The following is a 21151-nucleotide window of genomic DNA, read 5'->3' as shown; positions in this document are numbered from 1 at the left end:
TGTTCACCTAAAGTCAGATTCATAAGATAAATTTCAATATTTATATTTATATATCAGTGAATTATATATTTTTACTCACGGGTTTTAATATCAATAATTCATGAACCATTATTTAGATTGTCTATCTTATATTTTTTTAATAAAAATAAATTCTTTTTAAGAATAATAGCTTACTGAGCTTATTCAGCTTTATTTTTCATAAATAAATCAAATCTTAATATTTCAATTTCTAGATCTAATTAATTATTGTTTGCTCAAGTTGTTATAACAAGTTGAATGCGATGTCGGAACCAACAAGCAAAACGAGCCAGTTGCCTTTGTATGAACAAGTCAAAGGGCAGTTACAGCAAAAAATTCACTCAGGTGAATACCCGGCATTGAGTCAATTGCCATCGGAAAATGAGCTTTCAGAGTTGTTTTCTGTGAGCCGTATTACCATTCGTCAGGCGCTGCATAAGCTTTCACAGGATGGGTTGATTTTTAAAGTGCATGGCAAAGGTACTTTTGTCAGTAAGCCGAAAGCCTATCAAAACATCACACAGCTTCAAGGTTTCGCAGAAGCCATGTCATCGAGTGGGCATCACATTTTAAATGAAGTGTTGTCGATCGAATTCATTGAAGCACCGCTCAAAGTCGCCTCCAAATTGAAATTGGCTGTGCGTAGTCAAGTGGCTGAAATTAAACGGGTACGTTTGCTGAATAACGAACCTGTGTCTTATGAGTTGACTTATTTACCTGTAGAAATTGGCTTACAACTTCAAAACAAACAGGTGGATTTACGTGTTAGCGATATTTTCACCGCCATTGAACAAGACTTATCTATACCACTGGGTTATGCCGACTTAAACATTGATGCCATACAGGCAGATGATGAATTAGCACAGCTACTTTCAGTGGACATTCATACACCTATTTTACGTGTGGAACGACTCACACACGATGCTAATGAATATCCGATTGACTACGAATATTTGTACTTCTCAGGCGAAAGCTTCCAGTACCAATTACGCATTTTTCGTTAATCAGGATCAAGGAAATATCATGGAAACCAAACATTTAGAATATGACATTGTAGTCATCGGCGGTGGAACCGCAGGGCCAATGGCTGCGATCAAAGCTAAACAAGCCAATCCTGATTTAAAGGTATTACTGATTGAAAAAGCCAATGTAAAGCGCAGTGGTGCAATTTCAATGGGGATGGACGGTTTAAATAATGCGGTGATTCCAGGTTATGCCACGCCTGAGCAATATACCAAGGAAATTACCATCGCCAATGATGGTGTGGTCAATCAAACGGCCATTTATGCCTATGCACAAAATAGTTTTAAAACCATTCAACAGTTGGATCAATGGGGCATCAAATTTGAAAAAGATGAAACAGGTGAATTTGCTGTAAAAAAAGTTCATCACATGGGTGCTTATGTGTTGCCGATGCCTGAAGGACATGATGTTAAAAAAGTCCTGTACCGTCAAATGAAGCGTGCGCAGGTCAAAATTAATAACCGTATCGTGACCACCAAACTGCTTAAAAACGAACAAGGTGCAATCAATGGTGTACTTGGTTTTGACTGTCGTAGCGGTGATTTTTATGTCATTAAAACCAAAGCTGCCATTTTATGTTGTGGTGCTGCGGGACGTTTAGGTTTGCCATCTTCAGGTTATTTGATGGGAACCTATGAAAATCCAACCAATGCTGGCGATGGCTATGCCATGGCTTACCATGCAGGTGCTGAACTTGCCAATTTGGAATGTTTTCAAATTAATCCTTTGATTAAAGATTATAACGGGCCTGCTTGTGCTTATGTGACAGGACCACTGGGTGGTTATACCGCAAATAGTAAAGGTGAACGTTTCATTGAATGTGATTACTGGAGTGGTCAGATGATGTGGGAGTTTTACCAAGAACTTGAAAGCGGTAATGGCCCCGTATTCTTAAAAGTTGATCATTTAGCAGAAGAAACCATTCAAACCATTGAAGAAATTTTACATACCAATGAGCGACCAAGCCGTGGCCGTTTTCATGAAGGGCGTGGCACCAACTATCGTTCTGACATGGTGGAAATGCATATTTCAGAAATTGGTTTCTGTAGTGGTCATAGTGCGTCAGGTGTGTGGGTCAATGAAAAAGCTGAAACTTCTGTGAAAGGTCTATATAGCGCAGGCGATATGGCGGCTGTACCACACAACTATATGTTGGGTGCATTTACTTATGGCTGGTTTGCAGGTGAAAATTCTGCGGAATATGTCGTAGATGTTGCAGATTCAGAGCTCAATCAAGCAGAAATTGATGCAGAACGTGAACGGATTTTTGCACCATTAACCCGTAAACAGGGCTTACCCTCAGACCAAGTGGAATACAAGTTACGCCGCTTTGTAAATGACTATTTGCAACCGCCAAAAACACGTCAAAAAATGGAAATTGGTTTACGTCGTTTTGAAGAAATTAAGCAGGATATTGCTCAAATTTCTGCTTCAAACCCACATGAACTCATGCGTGCTGCCGAAGTGTCTGTGATTCGGGACTGCGCAGAAATGGCGGCTCGGGCATCTTTATATCGGACGGAAAGCCGTTGGGGACTGTATCACTACCGTGCCGATTTCCCAGAAAAAAATAATGATGATTGGTTCTGTCATGCACATTTGAAAAAAGATGCACAGGGCAATATGACGAGCTTTAAAAAGCCGATTGAACCCTATGTGGTCGCGATTGAAAAAGCAGAACAAAACTCATATGACCAACTGCGTATTCAAAAACAGCAATTGGCGCTTGCAGAATAAATTTTAAAATATTCAAGATACGGAAATATAAAAATGGCACTGATATTTAAAGAAGTTTCACATCGAACTGTAGCTCCAGTCTTGGTCGATGAAGATAAATGTATTGCGGATAAAGGCTGTACGGTCTGTGTAGATGTTTGTCCGATGGATTTGTTGGCGATTGATCCTGAAACCAATAAAGCCTTTATGCAATTTGATGAATGCTGGTACTGCATGCCTTGTGAAAAGGACTGCCCAACCGATGCAATACACGTCAATATCCCGTATTTATTAAAATAAAAGAGACTCATCCATGCGTAAATTAACAACACAAAAAGCGCTAATCAGTACCATCGTCGGTCTAGCCGTTGTAGGGGGGCTAAGCGCTTGTGACAGTAAAAATACTGATAAAACCAATACAAATAGCACATCAGCAAAAGCTGAAACAGTTCGCATCGCCATTGGTACACAAGATACAACCATTAACTGTGCAACGGGTGGTTTACTGATCCGTGAACTGAATTTACTCGATAAATATTTGCCCAAAGATGGTGAATATAAGAATGTGAAATATGACATTCAATGGAAAAACTTTACTTCAGGTGCTCCATTAACCAGTGAAATGGTGGCAGACCGATTGGATATTGGCGCAATGGCAGATTTTCCTGCGGTCAATAATTTGGTGGCTTTTCAAAAGGCAGGTAAACAAAGTCTATTTTTAAATCCTCTATCAGGGAGTACTACGGGCAGTGGTAACGCAATCGTTGTGCCGACAGACTCTCAAGTGAATTCGATTGCAGAACTGAAAGGGCAAACGATTTCTGTACCTTTTGCTTCGACTGCACACGGCTTATTGCTGCGAGTTGCCAAAGAACAAGGTTGGGAGCTGGATAAAGACATTAAAATTATCGCGCAAGCACCTGAAGTTGCAGGTCCTGCATTAAAGAGCAATAAGATTGCCGCACATGCAGACTTTGTGCCTTTTGGTGAGTTGTTTGCATATCAAGGTATTGCTCGAAAAATTTATGATGGCTCGCAGGCCAATGTACCGACTTTTCATGGTTCGATTGTTGCTAAAGACTATGCCGAAAAACACCCTGAAGTGATTAAAGCCTATCTGCAAGCGACCATCGAGGCAAATCAATTGCTACAAAAAGAACCTGAAAAATATAGTCAGCTCATTGCTGATAAAACCGGTATTCCTGCCGAAGTCGTATATTTGTTTCATGGGCCATTGGGTTTACAAACCCGAGATTTAACATGGAAACCTGAATATCGCCAAGCGACGCAAACCGCAGTCGATACCTTAAAAATATTAGGTAAAAATGACGGAAAAATTGATGTAAATCAATTTATTTCAGAGCAATACATTAAAGATGCATTTTCAGCATCCAAGCTCGATTATGCCAAGTCATTAGCCAATTATGGCAAATCACCTTTGATTGCCAAGGATGCCTTAACAGGTGAGCCAATTCAAACCTTTAAGCATGTGACGCAAATTTGGGTCAAAGGTGAAAACCAAGTGCGTAGTTATGAAACGGCTGAACATGCATTCCAAGATTTAAAGAAAATTCAGCAAGCTGGTCAGCAAACCCGTGTGGTGTATAGCCAAGATTTCCAAAGTGATATCAAGCTGCTGTCAAATTTAGCATGGTTCGCAACCAATCAAACGGGACAGATTCAGGCATTTTTACTCAAAGATGATGCCACTAAGTTTGCGCAAACCCACAGCGGTAAAGTCTATGATTTTAAAGCCGTTCAACAACTCGTGAAATAAAGGCAATCACATTGTCTAGCCTAATCGCCAACAATGAGGAAACGCATTATGGGAAGTTTAGTTGAAAATCAGGAAAAGGGGCTGCATCCAGCCATTTCCGTAAAATGGGATGCACTTAAAAATCCAAAATTGAGTCAATTTATATTGGGTAGTGTTTCGCTAGTGTTGTGCTTATTGCTTTGGCAAGCGTTGGCTCAATTTAAAATTAATCTGGGTATTGTGAATTTTAGCAATGTACCGACACCTGTTGAAGTCGTTCAAGCCATTATTCAATTTTTCCAACTGCCGACGGCTTTGGCACATTTAAAAGCCAGCATGTTACGGGTGCTGATTGGTTTTGCTTTAGCGGGGGTGATTGGCGTGGCATTAGGCTTGCTGATTGGTCAATATAAGAAAATGGCAACTTTTTTTCTGACACCACTTGAGGTCTTGCGTCCAATTCCTGCGGTGGCTTGGATTCCATTGGCGATTTTGATTTTTCCATCGTCTGAAGCTTCCATGATTTACATCACTTTTATTGGAGCACTCTTTCCAATTTTATTGAATACCATTCATGGGGTGGAAGCAGTTGATCCTCGACTGATTGCATCTGCAAAAAGTCTCGGTGCATCTGAATTTGCCATTGTACGTGAAGTGGTCATACCGGGGGCTTTACCAAATATCACTACAGGTCTATCCATTGGTATGGGGACATGCTGGTTTTGTTTAGTTACGGCTGAAATGATTTCAGGTCAGTTAGGCATTGGTTATTTCACTTGGGAGTCTTTCACGCTACAGAATTACAGCAGCATCGTGGTCGGAATGTTACTGATTGGTGCCTTGGGCATGATGAGTAGTGCCTTAGTACGTTGGATTGGTAAGAAATTTACTCCCTGGTATCAATTGAGGAAAGCCTAATGACTGAGCATGTGAACCCATCTCTGAAAAAACTCGGTGAAATTGACATCCGCAATTTGTCTTTACATTTAGGACAAGGCCAGCAGCGTTTTCAAGCTTTAAATCAAGTCGATATGCATATTCAAGCGGGCGAGTTTGTGTGCTTACTTGGACCTTCGGGTTGTGGTAAATCCACACTACTTGGCGCATTGGCTGGGCATTTGGCGTATAGCGCTGGTGAATTGCTGGTCGATACTGAAACAGTGTCTAAACCGCATCCTGATCGTGGCTTGGTATTCCAGCATCACACATTATTTCCTTGGAAAAGCGTCATTGAAAATGTTGCTTTTGGCTTAAAAATGAAAGGTATTTCACCAACTGAGCGCCTAAAACAAGCACAGCACATGATCGACTTGGTGGGACTAACGGGTTTTGAACAAAAATTTCCAGCAGAACTCTCAGGGGGGATGCAGCAACGCGTGGAAATTGCCCGTGTACTGATTAATCAGCCTAAAGTTTTACTGATGGATGAACCCTTTGGTGCTTTGGATGCCCAAACTCGCATTCGTATGCAGCAACTCCTACTTGATATTTGGCAAGATATTCAAACCACAGTGCTGTTTATTACCCATGACATTGATGAAGCGCTGTTTTTGGCGGATCGGGTGCTGATCATGAGCCATCGTCCAGGGCGAATTATTGAGGAAATTCCACTGAATTTTGCCCGTCCTAGAGACATTGACATTGTTACATCGCCAGAATTTACCGAATTAAAGAAACATTGTATGCATGCTTTAAAGCGTGAAATTTTAGAAGATATGAATCGATTAAATCCTTTGGGGATTCCCAAAAAAGCAGTTGTAGAAGGATAAACCCCATGCAGTTCCAATACCCCGAATTAAAAAATATAGATGAAGATGATTTAGATTTTCTTGAGCAACTCAATCAAGAGGATGAAAAAAGACGGTTTATCGCATTAATGAATATTGCTGATGAAGAGCGGGAAGATTTATTACCTTGGTTGCATTATGCATTGGCACATGATCCAGCATCTTTAGTACGTTTAGAATCGGCAAAACGACTTGAAGGTTGGGAAGATCCACACAGTTTAAATGCTTTGGCTGGAGCATTATTAGATCCAGATGCTGAAGTGGTTGCAGCAGCGACGCAAAGTTTAAGTGAAGTTAAACAAGCTCAATCTGCAGAGGTTTTAGCAGGATATTTGGCTAAAGAAGAAACTGCGGTCAAAGTTGCCATTTTAAGAGCCTTAAAACCTTTACGTGATCTTAGTTTTTATCAAGAAATTGAAAATCATATTCATCACACAGATGTATTAGTACGCCGTGAAGCGGTGAGTACATTGAGTTGGTTACAGCAAGAACAAGCCGTTAGTAGTTTAAGTCAAATTGCACGCAACGACCCAGATTTAGAGACTCGTCGTATTGCAACAGGTGGGTTAGGTTATGTAAAACAGGCACATCCTGAAGTTATAGATGCTTTAGCCTATGGTTTAGCCTCACAAGATTGGCAATTGCGCGTTGAATCTGCATTAACCATTGGAAAATTAAAATTAGCCTCACTTGAAGAAAATTTAGTTGAATTGTTGTATGACACCTATTGGCAAGTGCGTATTGCAGTGGTGCGTAGTTTAGGACTCATTAAATCCAAGCAAGCTTTGGATGGCTTAGCACATAATTTTGACTTTGAGATTAGCAACCTCCGTAAAGAGGTTGCTTTGGCTTTGGGTGAAATAGGTGGCAACCAAGCTAAACAACTTTTACAAAATCACGCCGATGATCCAGACCCTGAAGTGCGTAAAGCGATTCGTATTGGTTTAGGGTTAATTTTGGAGCAAGCCAGTGCAGAATAATTTGCAAACAAAACCAACAGATATTCAGTTTGATGTTGAGCGAAATCTTATACATTTTATTTGGTCGGAAGAAAAGATCGTCACTTTAAGTCATGATCAACTACGAAATGCATGTCCTTGTGCATTTTGTCGTTATAACAAGATTAAGAAGTTACCGGTTTCATTGGTCGAACATGTACAGGTTACCGAATTAAATAGTCAAGGTTATGGTGTACAGATCTGTTTCAGTGATGGTCACAATCAAGGTATTTTTCCTTGGGAATATTTAAAAAATATTTTATAAAACAATTTAAGATGAATATTTATTAAATATTCATCTTTTTATCCGTAATAAATCATTAAGTAACTTAAAAAACAATAATTAAAAGAATATTTAATAAATGCATTAGATGTAAGAAGAACAACAACAATAAAAATTACATGAAAGTGTTAATGCAGCAAAATTACATGGTTAAACCAATGTGATAGCTGACGTAATAGTGCATGAGAAATTTAATCTGAAGAAAAGAAAATATGAGATTAACTTCATAGAGGTGTTGAGTTATACCTCTAAAAAAAAAATGATCTTTTGATACTAAAAGCCAATAAAGCTAAAAATGAAATTTTCCATAGTGGGTTTTATTTCATAATTAGCTTTATTTTTTTTGATTTCATTTTTAGCTTTAATTTCCGCTGAAAATTTCAAAATTAACTTTTATGGACATGTCAGCGGATCTAGGGCGCAATCTTTGATATCTTATTTAACATAATATACATTATACGAAATAGTATAATTAAGACTTTGATATTTAATATTTTTTAATTTATTGGTGCTTAAATCTTTCATTTGTGTAACAAACTTGATTTGTTGCTCTTACACATCAAACATATTTTGTGCCGCCAAGATCCTACGCAATACTGACAATATTATTTGTCCTGCTACAATCCTCAGACAAGAAAAAAGCCATAACAACGATTGCTATGGCTAATTCACATTAATTTCTATATTTAAATCAGCCTACTGTTTACCTGATTTTTGATTTATGAAGATTTAATTTCTTTACTGCTAAATGCTTTTGTTTTTTGCTCTATTTGATCCGGCTTTAAAAATGACGACGCAATAATCGCAATCACTGCAAAGCCTGAAATATAGGCAATAATTAAATTGGGGCTTCCATCACCAATACTCAACAATTTCGTCGCGATTAATGGAGCTAAACCACCACCTAGCACGCCTGCAAATTGAACTGAGATTGAAATACCGCTATAACGTATTTCTGCTGGAAATTGGCGTGAAAATAACTGTGACTGCGGCGCATACATCAAAGGAAAAACTACGCCAATACCAATCACAATGGCCGTCCAAACCAATACAGGATCCTTGGTATTTAACATTGCAAAAAATGGATAGCTGTATAAAGCCAGTACGCATAAACCAAATCTAAACATGTTTTTTTGCCCAACTTTATCAGACAAATGCCCAAAAATTGGCGTAATGACCATGATGACCGCAGCACCACAAATCGTTGCAAACAAAATGTCTTGTCTAGGAATATTTAGCTGTGTGGTTGTATAGGCTAAAGCAAATGTCGATGCTAAATAGAACCAAGCATTTTCAGCAGCTCGAGATAAAATAATCGTAATCAACTGCTTAGGATGATTTTTAAACACTTGTTTTGCTGGAACTTTAATTGTTTCGGTTTGCGCTTTAACTTTTTCAAAGTCTGGCGACTCAGGCACTTTCACACGAATATACCAACCTACAGCCAGTAAAATAATGCTGGCTAAAAATGGTAGACGCCAACCCCAGCTAAATAACGCTTCTTCAGGTAACATTGAGACTAGACCTAAAGCCACGGAAGCGAGCAATAAACCACCACCTGTACTGGCTTGCGGCAAACTTCCCCAAAAGCCTTTTTTACCCGCTGGCGCATGCTCTACCGCCATGAGGACTGCTCCGCCCCATTCTCCACCCATGGCCATGCCTTGTATAAATCTTAAAATAATTAAACAAACCGTTGCCCAATAACCAATGGTTTCAAATGTCGGTAACAACCCAATCATCACTGTGGGAATACCCATCAACATTAATGTGACCAATAACATTGATTTACGACCAATTTTATCGCCAAAATGGCCAAAAACAATGCCACCGAGTGGACGACCAATAAAGCCTACAGCATAGGTAGCAAATGCTGCCAACACGCCAGTTAAGGGATCAAGATTTGGGAAAAAAAGTCGATTGAAAATGAGTGCTGCGGCAGCACCATAGATAAAAAAGTCATACCATTCGATGGTTGTACCCACCATGCTGGAAATACCCGCTAAACGATGCGAGGACTTAGCTGGTGGAGCTGTGTTTCCCTGTACATTTTGCATTGTTATCTTCCTTATTCTGCAAGATATTTCTATGTTGTATTTTCACGATGCTTGATTTATGTGATGATTTTCTTCTTGAAAATCAATTTTTTAGATCTTATATGTGTTTAATTTACGCTGAGTCACTTGTTCATATCGAATAAGAAATTAAGTATGAATATTGACCAATGGTTTGAACCGTTAAAGTTTTTTAAATCACTGATTAAATAGATATTTCCTCCATTATTTTGTCTAAAGTCGGACTAGACTGTTGCCACTTTGGCTGCTTGTCTTTATCCACAATTAATGCGCGCACACCTTCGACAATATCGCCATGTTGAAACCAAACGTCTTGTAAATGTCGTTCAATTTGCATGCATTGCTTCAGTGAAAGCCCACGACCTAAATGCTGGAGTTGTAAACTGATTCTTTTCGCGATTGGAGATCGTTGTTTCAAGGTATTCCGTATTTTTAACGCCCACGGCTGAGCATCATTATGCTGTTCATTTTCAAGACTATTTTCAATGGCATCAATGCTCTCAAAACCAAAATGCTTACGAATTAAATCTGCATTTTGACTAAGTTCACTTTCCGCTGGTCGAGTAATATATTTCGCAATCAATTGTTCAATATTTTCTTTGCTGAGATGATTGGAATTTCTTAATTCTTCTTCTAATTGAACAAGTTGCTCACTCGGAACATGGTAGTCAATCAAATCTAGATACAACGCATCACTGGCACTGATTTGATCGCCTGTAGTTGCCATGTACACACCAATATCATCTAAACGGGATAAAAAGTGTGTCGCAGCCACATCTGGGAAAAATCCAATGGCAGTTTCGGGCATGGCAAATCTAGATTTTTCGCTGCTGACAAGCACATGACATGCTTGCGCTAAGCCAAATCCACCGCCAAGTACATAGCCATCGAGTATGACAATAATGGGTTTTTCATACGCACGAATGCTATTCAGCATTTCATACTCAGCTTGAAAATAAGCTTGATGATCTTCTTTACCATTCATGTAACTATCATAGAGATAGCGAATATCTCCACCTGCACAAAATGCTTTGGGACTATTTGAGCGAATAAGTACGGCATGAATATTGGTTTGATCAGCCCATAGTGCTAATTGCTGCTGAATGCCTTGGATCATTTCTAAAGACAAGGCATTTAAACTTGCCACGCGATCTAAACTGATTTGGCCTAAATGTCCATATTCTTCAATCATTAAGTTATTTGTACTCATATCCATATAATCCTTTTTTATTTTTAATTGTCTTTAAAATTGGCTTGGCGCTTTTCAACAAATGCTTGCATGCCTTCTTTTTGGTCTTGAGTTGCAAAAATCGAATGGAATGTTCTGCGTTCAAAACGCAAACCTTCTTGCAAACTGACTTCAAATGCACGGTTAATTGACTCTTTGATCATCATGGTTGCCACCACAGATTTTTCCGCTATTTTTTCAGCAGCTTTTAAGGTCTTTTCGACTAACTCCTCTTTAGGGAAGACTTGAGCAACTAAACCACTCTGCTCTGCTTCTACTGCGCCCATTTGTCTGGCAGTCAGACACATTTCCATGGCTTTGGCCTTACCAATAGCAAGCGTTAAACGCTGTGTCCCACCTATCCCCGGGATTACACCCAAAGTTACTTCTGGTAAACCAAATTTTGCATTGTCGGCACAGTAAATAAAGTCACACATGAGCGCTAACTCACAGCCTCCACCTAACGCATAACCACTGACAGCTGCGATTAGAGGTTTACGGCGCTGAGCAATTCGATCTGCCAGATGAAAAAAATCATCCAAATAAATATTCGGAAAACTCAGTTCAGCCATTTCTTTAATATCTGCACCAGCGGCAAAGGCTTTTTCTGAACCTGTAATAACCATACAACCGATGGTTGGATCTCGATCTAAATCATCTAAGGCTAAATTAAGGTCTTGAATTAATGTGCTATTCAACGCATTTAAGGCCTGAGGACGATTTAAAGTAATAAGTCCAACACCATTGTTCTTTTCGAGCAGAATCGTTTCAAATTGCATGTGAGATCCCTATATATGTTCAATATTTATGAGTAGGCTTCATATCTGAAGCCTTGTCGTTTAAATGTCTTAATGACAACGTTATAAGCTACGGGCAATTACTAAACGTTGAATATCACTCGTACCTTCATAGATTTGGCAAATACGCGCATCACGATATATACGTTCTATCGGGAAATCTTTGAGATAGCCATAACCACCAAAGACTTGTAATGCTGCGGAGCAAACACGCTCAGCCATTTCAGACGAAAAAAGCTTGGCCATAGACGCTTCATTTAAGCAAGGTTGCCCTGCTTCTTTTAAACGTGCCGCGTGATAGACCAATTGGCGTGCGGCTTCTATTTCTGTTGCCATACTTGCCAATCGGAACGCAACTGCCTGATGTTCAAAGATCGGCTTTCCAAAAGTAATACGCTCTTTGGCATATCGCGTTGCTTCTTCTAATGCTGCTCGTGCAAGACCAACTGCTTGCGCCGCTATACCAATACGACCGCCTTCTAGATTTGATAAGGCGATTTTCAAACCTTCACCTTCTTTTCCTAACATTAGGCTTTCATGCACTCGCACGTCTGTGAGTGCGATTTGGCAGGTATCTGAGGCATGTAATCCAAGCTTTTCTTCAGTACGAATCACTTCATAGCCAGCTGTTTCACGAGGGACAATAAAAGCACTCAAGCCTTTTTTCCCTGCACTTGGGTCAGTCACAGCAAAGACAATAATGACCCCTGCATTATGTCCAGAGGTAATAAACTGCTTAGCACCATTAATCACCCATTCATTGCCATCTTTGACTGCACGAGTTTTAATGGCAGCAGCATCTGAACCCGTATGCGGCTCAGTTAATGCAAATGCACCGATCATTTTGCCTTGTGCTAAAGGCACTAAATATTTCTGCTTTTGTTCTTCTGTGCCAAATTTAGCAATAGGAACACAGCCTACCGAGTTATGTACACTCATAATGGTTGAGGTTGCCCCATCGGCCGCGGCAATCTCTTCTAAAGCCATAACATAGGCAAGATTACCTGTATCTGAACCACCCCATTCATCTGATACCAACATACCCAATAAACCCAGTTCTCCCATCTGCGCTAAAGCCGCTTTGGGAAAGGTTCCGTGTTTATCCCATTCAGCCGCTTGAGGTTTAATTTGTTCCTGCGCGAAACTGCGTGCCATGTCCTGAATTAATAATTGTTCTTCGGTAAATTGCATCTTATCTTCCTGTACATCAATCAAATGCTTCCATCCAGTTTGAAAATGACTAGAACTGAATGAATGCTTGATTTTGATCCTGATTGTTCGGCATTCATTTAGAGTTAATCGTTACGTCATTTAACTTGCATGCTGCGTGGATTGTTTCGCAATCTCTTGATTTCTTAATAAGAAACGCTGAATTTTTCCACTTGGAGTTTTCGGCAGTTCTTGAACAAACTCCACCAATCGTGGATAAGCATGTGCAGATAGGCGCTTTTTCACAAATTGCCCTAGCTGCTCTGCTAACTCTTCTGACGCTGTGACATGCTCAGCTAAAATTACAAAAGCTTTTACGATTTCTGTCCGATCTGGATCAGGTACACCAATGACCGCTGCTTCAATCACTGCATCATGCTCAAGTAAAGCGCTTTCTACATCGAATGGCCCGATACGATAACCTGATGTGGTAATCACATCATCATTACGACCAACGAAGCTCATACTGCCATCTGCGTGTAATTCTGCGGTATCACCCGTGAGGTAATAATGCTTTACAAAGGGTGACTTACGACTTTCTTTATAGCCACCAAACCACATCATCGGTGATTGACTGATATCAACAGCCAGTACTCCTGGCGTTCCTGCATCTAGCTCTTGCCCTTGTTCATCAACAACCGCCACGCGATATCCCGGACTGGCATAACCTGCGACACCTGCGCGAATATCATGTTGTAAACCATGGTGATTACACACCACCATACCAACTTCAGTCTGACCATAATGGTCAAAGATCGGTGCATCTAGGACTTGTTTAAACCAGCGGAACACTTCAGGATTAAGCGGCTCTCCAGCACTACTCACGACTCTAAATTTACCTTTGAGTTTTGCCATTTGTTCAGGATCAGCTGCCATCATCATCCGATACGCTGTCGGTGCGCCTGCAAGGTTCGTCACTTTGTAGTCATCTACGATCTGACACAAACTATCAATGCTAAAACCACCTTCGTAAAAGAGTGTTGCATGTCCAAGTAAAAGTGGCCCAGTAATTCCGTAATACAAACCATAAGCCCAACCCGGATCGGCAATATTCCAAAACGAATCATCTTCACGTAGCCCTACCGCATTTTTCATATATTGACCAAAAGCGATCAAAGCTTTAAGCGGGACTTCTAAGGGCTTTGCAGGACCTGTAGTACCAGAGGTAAACATTAGAAGAAATGGATCATTGATGCTCTGTAAGACAAATTCACAATCTGTAGACTGTGCGTTTACTTCATCCCAAAAGTTTAAATCTCCCTGTTGTATCCCTTGACCCGCTGGATCTGCAACAGTAACGATTTGAGGACAATGTGCAACTTCATCTAATTTACTGCGATTACCAACATCGCTAATCACCAATTTGCTTTGTGCAAGGTGTAAACGATGTTCAATGGCTTTGGGGCCAAAGGCGGTAAACAGCGGTTGATATACAGCACCTATTCGCCAAGCCCCTAAAATCACCACAAGTAATTCAACTGTACGAGGTAATAAACCCGATACACGATCACCTTTTTGCACACCCTGTGACTTTAAAAAATTGGCAAATTGGCTCGACCACTGTTGTAGCTCTGCAAAGGTATATTGTTCTTTCCGCCCATCTTTGCCTTGCCAATATAGTGCAACCTTATTTTGATCAATCGCATGACGGTCGCAGCATTCATAACATGCATTTAATTGCTCTAAAGAGCCTGATAACATTTCTTTGGCAGCATAATTTAAGTCAAATGCCTTTGAAACATCTTGATAATTCGACATCTTCTCTACCTCAGTCTCAATTTATTGTTATTCCGACACGAGTGTTTGTATTGTTAGCCATCCCTAGGCCTGATTGGTGTTCAATGCGATTATTCAGCATCCTTAGGTAAATATTGCTGCACGATGCTTGAAAAATCTAAGTGTGCATTACCTTGTAAACACAGCTGTTGATACATCTGCTGAACCAGTCCGCCTAAAATAATCGGCTGTTTGACTTGTCCTGCGGCTTCTACAGCTAATCCTAGATCTTTCAACATCAACTGCGTTGCAAAACCATCGGTATAGCCACGTCCCGCAGGTGCATTTGCTGAGATACCCGGCCATGGATTACATACATCCGAACTCCAGCAACGTCCGCTCGAACTATTCACCACACCTGCTAAGGCTTGAGGATCAATCCCTAGACGCGCACCGAGCGCCATACCTTCAGCAACGGCTGCCATGGAAATACCAAGAATCAAGTTATTGCAAATTTTCGCAATTTGACCTGCACCCACATCACCACAATGCACAATGTTTTTACCCATGTGGCCCAATACCGCTTTGGTTTTTTCAAAGGTTTGATCATCCGAACCGACCATAAAGGTTAATGTACCTGCCTGAGCACCAATAGTTCCGCCTGAAACAGGTGCATCACAGATTTTTATCTGATGTGCAGCACCCGCCTCGGCTATATCCTTAATGGTTTGCGGATCAATGGTACTGCTATCGATACATAAGCTTCCTGCTTTCATTACCGCCAATACACCATTTTCTCCCAAGTACACCTCTTTGACATGCTTGGCAGCAGGCAACATGCTAATCAAGACATCTGCTTGTTTCGCGGCATCTTGTGGGCTGTGGCAAACGATGCCACCTGCTTCAGTAAAATGCTGAATCGCAATTTCACTTAAGTCGAAACCGTAAACCGTAAAACCTGCTTTGAGTAGGTTTTGGGCCATTTTTCCGCCCATGTTTCCTAAACCGATAAAGGCAATATTCATCCTTGAACTCCTAAATTAACGTAGGTTAATGGTGGTATTCACTTCACCTTTTTCTTGTGTATCTTCGAACCAACGACTGGTGATGGTTTTAGTTTGTGTATAGAACTGAACTGCTTGCTTACCATATGGACCTAAGTCACCCAGTTTTGAACCACGCGATCCTGTAAAACTAAAGAAAGGTACAGGTACAGGAATTGGAATATTGATACCCACTTGACCAATATCGATATCACTTTGGAATGTACGAGCAACTGCACCACTTTGTGTAAACAGTCCAACACCGTTGCCGAATGGATTAGCATTAATCAATTCAATCGCCTGCTCCAAAGTATCGACATGAATAATGGCTAAAACGGGCCCAAAGATCTCTTCGGTATAGATGCGCATATCGGTTGAAACTTGATTAAAAATCGTCGCTCCGACAAAGTTTCCTTGCTCATAGCCAATGACTTGAACATCACGACCATCCAGCAACAGTTCTGCGCCTTGTTCTACACCGCTTTGAATTAAATCCAATACACGTGCTTTTGCGCGAGGTGAAATGACTGGGCCAATATCGGTATTCGGTTCATGGCCTGCATTGACCTTCAGAGTTTTGGCTTTTTCAACCAGTTCATTAACCCATTCTTTACTTTCACCAACCATGACAGCAACAGACAAAGCCATACAACGCTGACCTGCTGCACCAAATGCTGCACCAACGAGAGCATTTAAGGTTTGTTCTTTATTGGCATCTGGCATCACCACCACATGGTTTTTGGCCCCCATCATCGACTGCACACGTTTTCCATGCTGTCCTGCAAGGTTATATACATGTGTACCAACGGCTGTAGAGCCTACAAATGAAATGGCCTTAATAGCTTGATGTGTGCATAAACGATCAACAACGTCTTTACCACCATGCACTACGTTTAATACACCTGCTGGAATACCGGCTTCAATCGCAAGTTCGACAAGCATCATGGTCGATAATGGATCTTGTTCAGATGGCTTTAAAACAAAGGTATTTCCACAGACGATGGCCATTGGGAACATCCACAGTGGAATCATCGCAGGAAAGTTAAATGGCGTAATTCCTGCACATACACCCAAAGGTTGCTGCAAGGTATAGGTATCCACACCACGTGCAACACCTTCTATATATTCGCCCATTTGAAGTGTGCCAACCGAACACGCATGCTCAACGACTTCTAAACCACGTTGAATATCACCTTCAGCATCTGCTAGCGTCTTTCCTTGCTCAGCAGTCAGTACACGGGCAATGTCTTTCATATTGCTACGGATCAGATCTTGTAGTTTCAGCATAATACGCATACGTGCTTGAACGGGGGTTAAGCGCCAAGTTTTAAACGCCTCTTGCGCTGAAGCAATCGCTGCATCCACTTCTTCCATAGTCGCCATTGGAACACGACCCAAAACCTCTTGAGTTGCTGGATTTAGAATGTCTTGCCACTTTGTAGTGTTTGACTCTACAAATTTACCGTTAATTAATAATTTAGCCGTCGCTGACTGAATATTTGACATTGTGTTCATGACCTCTCCATAGGCACTTATTGTTTTGTACTGACTTAGAAAATATCCAAAAGCCTTATATTTATATTTTCCAATTCACTTCAAACTAGCAAAGAAAATTTTGACTACCAATAGAGATTCACGCACGATTGATGTGCAAATATGCACAGGGATGACAATAACAATGAAAGTAGATTGGGATCATTTACAGTATTTTTTGGTTTTGGCTCGTGCGAAAACCCTAACCAATACCGCACGTATTATCGGTGTTGAGCACAGTACGGTTTCTCGACGTATACATGCGCTAGAACTGGCTTTAGGCACGCCATTATTTAAACGTGAAGCCACAGGTTATGAGCTCACTCTAGACGGTTTGGCACTGGTTCCTCGCGTTGAACAAATGGAACAGGCATTTTTACAAATCGAAAAACCCAACCAACCTATGCAAGGTCGTGTGCGAATTGGCACACCCGAAGGGTTTGGAACGGCATTTTTGACACAGCTCTTGGCAGAATTGTCCAAAAAATACCCTCTGCTGACTATCGACCTTATTCCTGTACCGAAAATGATCAAGCTTTCACATCGTGAAGCAGATATTGTTATTTCCATCGATCGACCGAAATCAGGCCCCTATATCATTACTCGACTAGCAGACTATTGTTTAAAGATTTATGGCAGTAAAGAATACTTAAAAAACACGCAACCCATTCATACATTAGAAGATTTAAAATCACACACTTTTGTGAACTATATAGATGATCTAGTCTATAGCCCAGAACTGTATTGTTTAGAACGTTTACCTATTCAGCTCAATGCAAACTTTAGAAGTAGTAGTATTTTGGCTCAACAAATTGCTGTGAGTGCGGGTGCAGGATTGGCAATATTGCCCAAGTTTTTGGCCGAGGAAAAACCCGAATTAGAACAAGTCTTGGCGCAAGATGTTCGTTTTGTGCATACCTTTTGGATGCTGACCTTAGTCGATTTACAGCATGAGCCGCGTATTAAACTGGTTTGGGACTTTTTGAGAAAAAGAACTGACCAATATCATAGTTTATTAATGGATTAAGTCAGGATGGCTTCTTCCAAACTATAACTGTTATAGAAATTTAGATGAATGTTGTATCTATGCTTTCAGGCGATATACCCCAATAATCACCTATAACCACTAGGGATTTAGAGTACATCTTATGAGCAATCAAGAGCCTAAAAAACCGCAAAAATATGCAGACAGTGAAATTTCAGATAAGGCCTTTAAACGTGCCATTATTTGGTTCTCGATCTATGTGCTTTTATTCTGTATTGGTGTAGCGTTTGTCGTTGGTGCAGATAATTCCTATCTAACTTAAGCGACAGTATTATTCACTTATTGCAACTCGCTATTGCATGTATATCTTACATTTCATGTTTGCTAGTGATCAGATCATATTGAATTGATCATTAGGCCAAATAAATTGGTTTAAATTTGAATTTAAAAAAAGCTTGTAAGTCTAGATTTACAAGCTTTTTGCATTTTTAAAGTGATCAATTCACAGCTATAAACTTAATTAGTCATCTTTATCGCTTATGCAGGACTCTGTTTTTTAACTTGGTGCTGAAGATGCGTTTGAATGTATTCACCGTAGACCGACATTTTTTCAAAGATATGCTCTGAATAAAACATGTCTTCTACCAAGACTTGCGCACGGTCAAACTCATATAAACCTAATCGATGTAAAATTTTCGCATTGATAAACGAAAACTTTTGGCATAAATCGATATATTGCTGATCTTTGTCTTTAAATAGCAGCTTTAACATATTGATTTTATTTAGATCAAAATCAATCGGTTCAACTTTATCCGCCAAGACATGGATTTCAACATCTAAAAATTCAGCGAGCTGTTTTAATTTTTCTAAGTCGATATCTAGATGTGTAATACAAATGATTTTGGAAACTTTCGGATTACATAAGCTATTGATCAAACTAAAATAGAAGTATTCTGCTGGCGATAGTTGTTCATTATGTAGCTCAATGTAGACATTGAGTCCCAATAAAACATCATCAACTTTAAATGCGCTAAGTTTAGCCTCCGCTTGATAATAACGATTTAATATCGCAACATTTTCAGGGCTTTGTGGTGTAGCGTAGATCACCTTCTGATTCAAATTCGCTAAGATAAAGGGTGCAAATAAAAAAGCCGCATTTTCAGCCTTGGCATTCATATGCTCCTGACAAATACTGACATAGCCCACTTGCTGTACTTGACGCAAAATTCGACTGCGTAACAGCACCGCTTCTAAATTAGTATGCTGTTGTTGCAGCAGATGCAGCGTTGAATCTGTCAATGGAACATCCACCAGTAAATGTTGTAACAGTTCTAATTCACTGGCTTTAAACATACTCAACTCCCTAACTTCCATACCATTTGACGCCACAAATGTTGTGGTCAATGCACCTTATAAAAAATTCAAGCTTAAAACTAGATACAGTGAATTTGAAAAAACATATAACAGTACAGCCTCATCTGTTATAAAAATATAATGCATAATTAATTTTACTGATATATTTATAACAGAATCTTGTCTTGTTGATGACTATGTATAAATCGGAACAGCTTGCTCAGCACCTACGTCAACTGATTGAAAATGGCACTTTAAAAGCGCACGAAAAGCTCCCGTCTTTGCGTGAACAAGTGCAGTTGTCCGGTTTTAGTTTGATCACGGTCATGAATGCCTATCAGGAGTTGGAATCGCGTGGCTTAATCTATGCACGTGAAAAATCAGGCTACTATGTGGCGCAAGGCTTAGTCGAAATAGAGGCTGAACACGCTCAAATCGTGTCCTTAAACACGCCGGTTGAAATTAACTCTCTGGTCTTTAAGTATTTAAAATCAATACAAGATGAAAAAATCGTTCCATTGGGATCAGCTTTTCCAGCTCAAGACATTGTTTTTTCTAAAAAGTTAACCCAAATCATGGGGCAAATTTCCCGAAATCCCAAAAGTTACGATGCCATTGATAATCTTCCACCCGGTAATTTAGCCCTTCGTAAGTTGATTGCACAGCGTTATTGCATGCAAGGCATAGCCACTGATCCAGAGGATATTGTGATTACCTCAGGCTGTATGGATGCACTGAATCTTTCCTTACAGGCCATAGCCTCACCGGGTGACTATATCGTGTTACAGCAAAATATTTTCTATGGCGCCTTGCAAGCTGCAGAGCGCTTAGGCCTTAAAGTGGTGACCTTACCGGAACATCCACAAGACGGTTTTGATTTAACCGCGTTTGAATATATTCTAAAAACTTATCCCGTCAAGATCTGTTGGTTGATGCTGAATTCGCATAATCCTGTGGGCTTTACAGTCAGCGATGAAATCAAGCAAAAAATTGCCGTGTTATTACACCAATATCATGTGCATTTAATTGAGGACGATGTGTATGAGGAAATGCATTATGCATCCAAGAAACCCGTTTCAATGAAATACTTTGACCAAAATAATATGGTCTTACATTGCTCATCTTTTTCTAAAACGTTAGGTGCTGCATTTCGGGTTGGTTGGGTGCACGCCGGTAAATACTCTCAAGCGATTCAACACTTACAACTCATGAGTACTATTTCCGTCAATACCTTATTGCAAAATGCCTTGGTGGAATTTATTTCAAATTATCATTATGAAAAACATTTACGGGTCCTAAGAAAAAGTCTACAGCAACACAAATTACAGTTTTACCGTTATTTAGAAAGCTGTCTACCGACTGGATGCAAATTACAATATCATCCAAGTGGTTATTTTCTTTGGTTAAAATTACCAGAACATGTTGAAAGTATGACGGTCTATGAAGCCTTAATTCAACAGCAGATCGGTGTTGCTCCAGGCCGTTTATTTAATGTTGCGGAAGCCAAAACTCAATATATCCGTTTAAATTGTTCCTTTGCATGGAAGGATGAGATTCAACAGGCTTTAGATGCCCTCCTTAGTACAATCTCTGCACTTTCCTCAGATCAGACGAATATTTGACAATTTTTA

19 protein-coding genes are annotated in these 21151 nt (G+C 40.1%); 11 read left to right on the top strand and 8 right to left on the bottom strand.

Annotation, left to right across the window (positions count from 1 at the left end; translation table 11 throughout):
* Positions 1–281: 281 nt before the first annotated feature.
* From FTV11_RS08545 to FTV11_RS08510, 8 genes are read left to right on the top strand one after another with little or no spacing between them, the layout of a single operon-like run.
* The gene (locus FTV11_RS08545; RefSeq protein WP_180073820.1) at positions 282–1022 is read left to right on the top strand and encodes a GntR family transcriptional regulator; all 741 of its coding nucleotides are present in this window, start codon (positions 282–284) and stop codon (positions 1020–1022) included.
* 19 nt (positions 1023–1041) lie between these two features.
* Positions 1042–2778: a fumarate reductase/succinate dehydrogenase flavoprotein subunit gene (locus FTV11_RS08540; RefSeq protein ID WP_180073819.1), complete on the top strand. Its 1737-nt coding sequence runs from the start codon at positions 1042–1044 to the stop codon at positions 2776–2778.
* A gap of 33 nt (positions 2779–2811) precedes the next feature.
* The gene (locus FTV11_RS08535; RefSeq protein ID WP_180073818.1) at positions 2812–3057 is read left to right on the top strand and encodes a ferredoxin family protein; all 246 of its coding nucleotides are present in this window, start codon (positions 2812–2814) and stop codon (positions 3055–3057) included.
* A gap of 13 nt (positions 3058–3070) precedes the next feature.
* Positions 3071–4534: an ABC transporter substrate-binding protein gene (locus FTV11_RS08530; RefSeq protein WP_180073817.1), complete on the top strand. Its 1464-nt coding sequence runs from the start codon at positions 3071–3073 to the stop codon at positions 4532–4534.
* A 48-nt stretch (positions 4535–4582) separates the two neighbouring features.
* Entirely contained in the window at positions 4583–5431 is an 849-nt protein-coding gene (locus tag FTV11_RS08525; RefSeq protein ID WP_180073816.1) for an ABC transporter permease, read from the top strand.
* The gene (locus tag FTV11_RS08520) at positions 5431–6282 is read left to right on the top strand and encodes an ABC transporter ATP-binding protein (RefSeq protein WP_180073815.1); all 852 of its coding nucleotides are present in this window, start codon (positions 5431–5433) and stop codon (positions 6280–6282) included. Before FTV11_RS08525 ends, FTV11_RS08520 begins: the two co-directional genes overlap by 1 nt.
* Before the next feature lie 5 nt (positions 6283–6287).
* Positions 6288–7280 carry a HEAT repeat domain-containing protein gene (locus tag FTV11_RS08515; protein WP_180073814.1) on the top strand — a complete coding sequence of 331 codons (993 nt, stop codon included), beginning with the start codon at positions 6288–6290 and terminating at the stop codon, positions 7278–7280.
* Between the two features lies 1 nt (position 7281).
* Positions 7282–7563 carry a DUF971 domain-containing protein gene (locus FTV11_RS08510; protein ID WP_078190861.1) on the top strand — a complete coding sequence of 94 codons (282 nt, stop codon included), beginning with the start codon at positions 7282–7284 and terminating at the stop codon, positions 7561–7563.
* 737 nt (positions 7564–8300) lie between these two features.
* Here the strand turns inward: FTV11_RS08510 and FTV11_RS08505 are convergent.
* The 7 genes from FTV11_RS08505 to FTV11_RS08475 all read right to left on the bottom strand — a co-directional run bounded on the left by FTV11_RS08505 (position 8301) and on the right by FTV11_RS08475 (position 17164).
* Positions 8301–9638, bottom strand: a complete 1338-nt coding sequence (locus FTV11_RS08505; protein WP_180008152.1) for an MFS transporter — start codon at positions 9636–9638, stop codon at positions 8301–8303.
* 202 nt (positions 9639–9840) lie between these two features.
* Positions 9841–10866, bottom strand: coding sequence for an enoyl-CoA hydratase/isomerase family protein (locus FTV11_RS08500; protein ID WP_180073813.1), 1026 nt, complete (start codon positions 10864–10866; stop codon positions 9841–9843).
* 23 nt (positions 10867–10889) lie between these two features.
* A complete protein-coding gene (locus FTV11_RS08495) occupies positions 10890–11663 on the bottom strand; it encodes an enoyl-CoA hydratase (protein WP_180073812.1) in 774 nt (257 codons plus the stop codon).
* Between the two features lie 81 nt (positions 11664–11744).
* Positions 11745–12872 (bottom strand): acyl-CoA dehydrogenase family protein, encoded by a 1128-nt coding sequence (locus FTV11_RS08490; RefSeq protein WP_180059943.1) that lies wholly within the window; start codon positions 12870–12872, stop codon positions 11745–11747.
* Positions 12873–12992: 120 nt separating this feature from the next.
* On the bottom strand, positions 12993–14648 hold the full coding sequence (locus FTV11_RS08485; protein WP_180073811.1) for an AMP-binding protein: 1656 nt from the start codon (positions 14646–14648) through the stop codon (positions 12993–12995).
* 89 nt (positions 14649–14737) lie between these two features.
* Entirely contained in the window at positions 14738–15631 is an 894-nt protein-coding gene (gene mmsB, locus FTV11_RS08480; protein ID WP_180051036.1) for a 3-hydroxyisobutyrate dehydrogenase, read from the bottom strand.
* 15 nt (positions 15632–15646) lie between these two features.
* On the bottom strand, positions 15647–17164 hold the full coding sequence (locus FTV11_RS08475) for a CoA-acylating methylmalonate-semialdehyde dehydrogenase (RefSeq protein ID WP_180073810.1): 1518 nt from the start codon (positions 17162–17164) through the stop codon (positions 15647–15649).
* 163 nt (positions 17165–17327) lie between these two features.
* Between FTV11_RS08475 and FTV11_RS08470 the strand changes: the two genes are divergently transcribed.
* Both FTV11_RS08470 and FTV11_RS08465 read left to right on the top strand, forming a co-directional pair.
* Positions 17328–18209: a LysR family transcriptional regulator gene (locus FTV11_RS08470; RefSeq protein WP_078190721.1), complete on the top strand. Its 882-nt coding sequence runs from the start codon at positions 17328–17330 to the stop codon at positions 18207–18209.
* A gap of 121 nt (positions 18210–18330) precedes the next feature.
* Positions 18331–18489 carry a hypothetical protein gene (locus FTV11_RS08465; protein WP_180073809.1) on the top strand — a complete coding sequence of 53 codons (159 nt, stop codon included), beginning with the start codon at positions 18331–18333 and terminating at the stop codon, positions 18487–18489.
* Between the two features lie 215 nt (positions 18490–18704).
* On the opposite strand, the gene FTV11_RS08460 is transcribed toward FTV11_RS08465, so the two are convergent.
* Positions 18705–19520 (bottom strand): hypothetical protein, encoded by an 816-nt coding sequence (locus tag FTV11_RS08460; RefSeq protein WP_180073808.1) that lies wholly within the window; start codon positions 19518–19520, stop codon positions 18705–18707.
* Positions 19521–19717: 197 nt separating this feature from the next.
* Between FTV11_RS08460 and FTV11_RS08455 the strand changes: the two genes are divergently transcribed.
* Positions 19718–21142: a PLP-dependent aminotransferase family protein gene (locus tag FTV11_RS08455; RefSeq protein WP_180073844.1), complete on the top strand. Its 1425-nt coding sequence runs from the start codon at positions 19718–19720 to the stop codon at positions 21140–21142.
* The last annotated feature ends 9 nt before the right edge of the window (positions 21143–21151 follow it).

Source organism: Acinetobacter sp. YH12231 (assembly GCF_013417755.1).
In the GTDB taxonomy this organism is placed as follows: Bacteria; Pseudomonadota; Gammaproteobacteria; order Pseudomonadales; family Moraxellaceae; genus Acinetobacter; species Acinetobacter amyesii.
This window is presented reverse-complemented; position numbering and strand designations above follow the sequence as displayed.

Excerpts from the sequence above, each read along its gene's own strand:
- FTV11_RS08545 (WP_180073820.1), top strand. The coding sequence starts at position 282 with ATGTCGGAACCAACAAGCAAAACGAGCCAGTTGCCTTTGTATGAACAA.
- FTV11_RS08540 (WP_180073819.1), top strand. The coding sequence starts at position 1,042 with ATGGAAACCAAACATTTAGAATATGACATTGTAGTCATCGGCGGTGGA.
- FTV11_RS08535 (WP_180073818.1), top strand. The coding sequence starts at position 2,812 with ATGGCACTGATATTTAAAGAAGTTTCACATCGAACTGTAGCTCCAGTC.
- FTV11_RS08530 (WP_180073817.1), top strand. The coding sequence starts at position 3,071 with ATGCGTAAATTAACAACACAAAAAGCGCTAATCAGTACCATCGTCGGT.
- FTV11_RS08525 (WP_180073816.1), top strand. The coding sequence starts at position 4,583 with ATGGGAAGTTTAGTTGAAAATCAGGAAAAGGGGCTGCATCCAGCCATT.
- FTV11_RS08520 (WP_180073815.1), top strand. The coding sequence starts at position 5,431 with ATGACTGAGCATGTGAACCCATCTCTGAAAAAACTCGGTGAAATTGAC.
- FTV11_RS08515 (WP_180073814.1), top strand. The coding sequence starts at position 6,288 with ATGCAGTTCCAATACCCCGAATTAAAAAATATAGATGAAGATGATTTA.
- FTV11_RS08505 (WP_180008152.1), bottom strand. The coding sequence starts at position 9,638 with ATGCAAAATGTACAGGGAAACACAGCTCCACCAGCTAAGTCCTCGCAT.
- FTV11_RS08500 (WP_180073813.1), bottom strand. The coding sequence starts at position 10,866 with ATGAGTACAAATAACTTAATGATTGAAGAATATGGACATTTAGGCCAA.
- FTV11_RS08495 (WP_180073812.1), bottom strand. The coding sequence starts at position 11,663 with ATGCAATTTGAAACGATTCTGCTCGAAAAGAACAATGGTGTTGGACTT.
- FTV11_RS08490 (WP_180059943.1), bottom strand. The coding sequence starts at position 12,872 with ATGCAATTTACCGAAGAACAATTATTAATTCAGGACATGGCACGCAGT.
- FTV11_RS08485 (WP_180073811.1), bottom strand. The coding sequence starts at position 14,648 with ATGTCGAATTATCAAGATGTTTCAAAGGCATTTGACTTAAATTATGCT.
- mmsB (WP_180051036.1), bottom strand. The coding sequence starts at position 15,631 with ATGAATATTGCCTTTATCGGTTTAGGAAACATGGGCGGAAAAATGGCC.
- FTV11_RS08475 (WP_180073810.1), bottom strand. The coding sequence starts at position 17,164 with ATGAACACAATGTCAAATATTCAGTCAGCGACGGCTAAATTATTAATT.
- FTV11_RS08470 (WP_078190721.1), top strand. The coding sequence starts at position 17,328 with ATGAAAGTAGATTGGGATCATTTACAGTATTTTTTGGTTTTGGCTCGT.
- FTV11_RS08465 (WP_180073809.1), top strand. The coding sequence starts at position 18,331 with ATGAGCAATCAAGAGCCTAAAAAACCGCAAAAATATGCAGACAGTGAA.
- FTV11_RS08460 (WP_180073808.1), bottom strand. The coding sequence starts at position 19,520 with ATGTTTAAAGCCAGTGAATTAGAACTGTTACAACATTTACTGGTGGAT.
- FTV11_RS08455 (WP_180073844.1), top strand. The coding sequence starts at position 19,718 with ATGTATAAATCGGAACAGCTTGCTCAGCACCTACGTCAACTGATTGAA.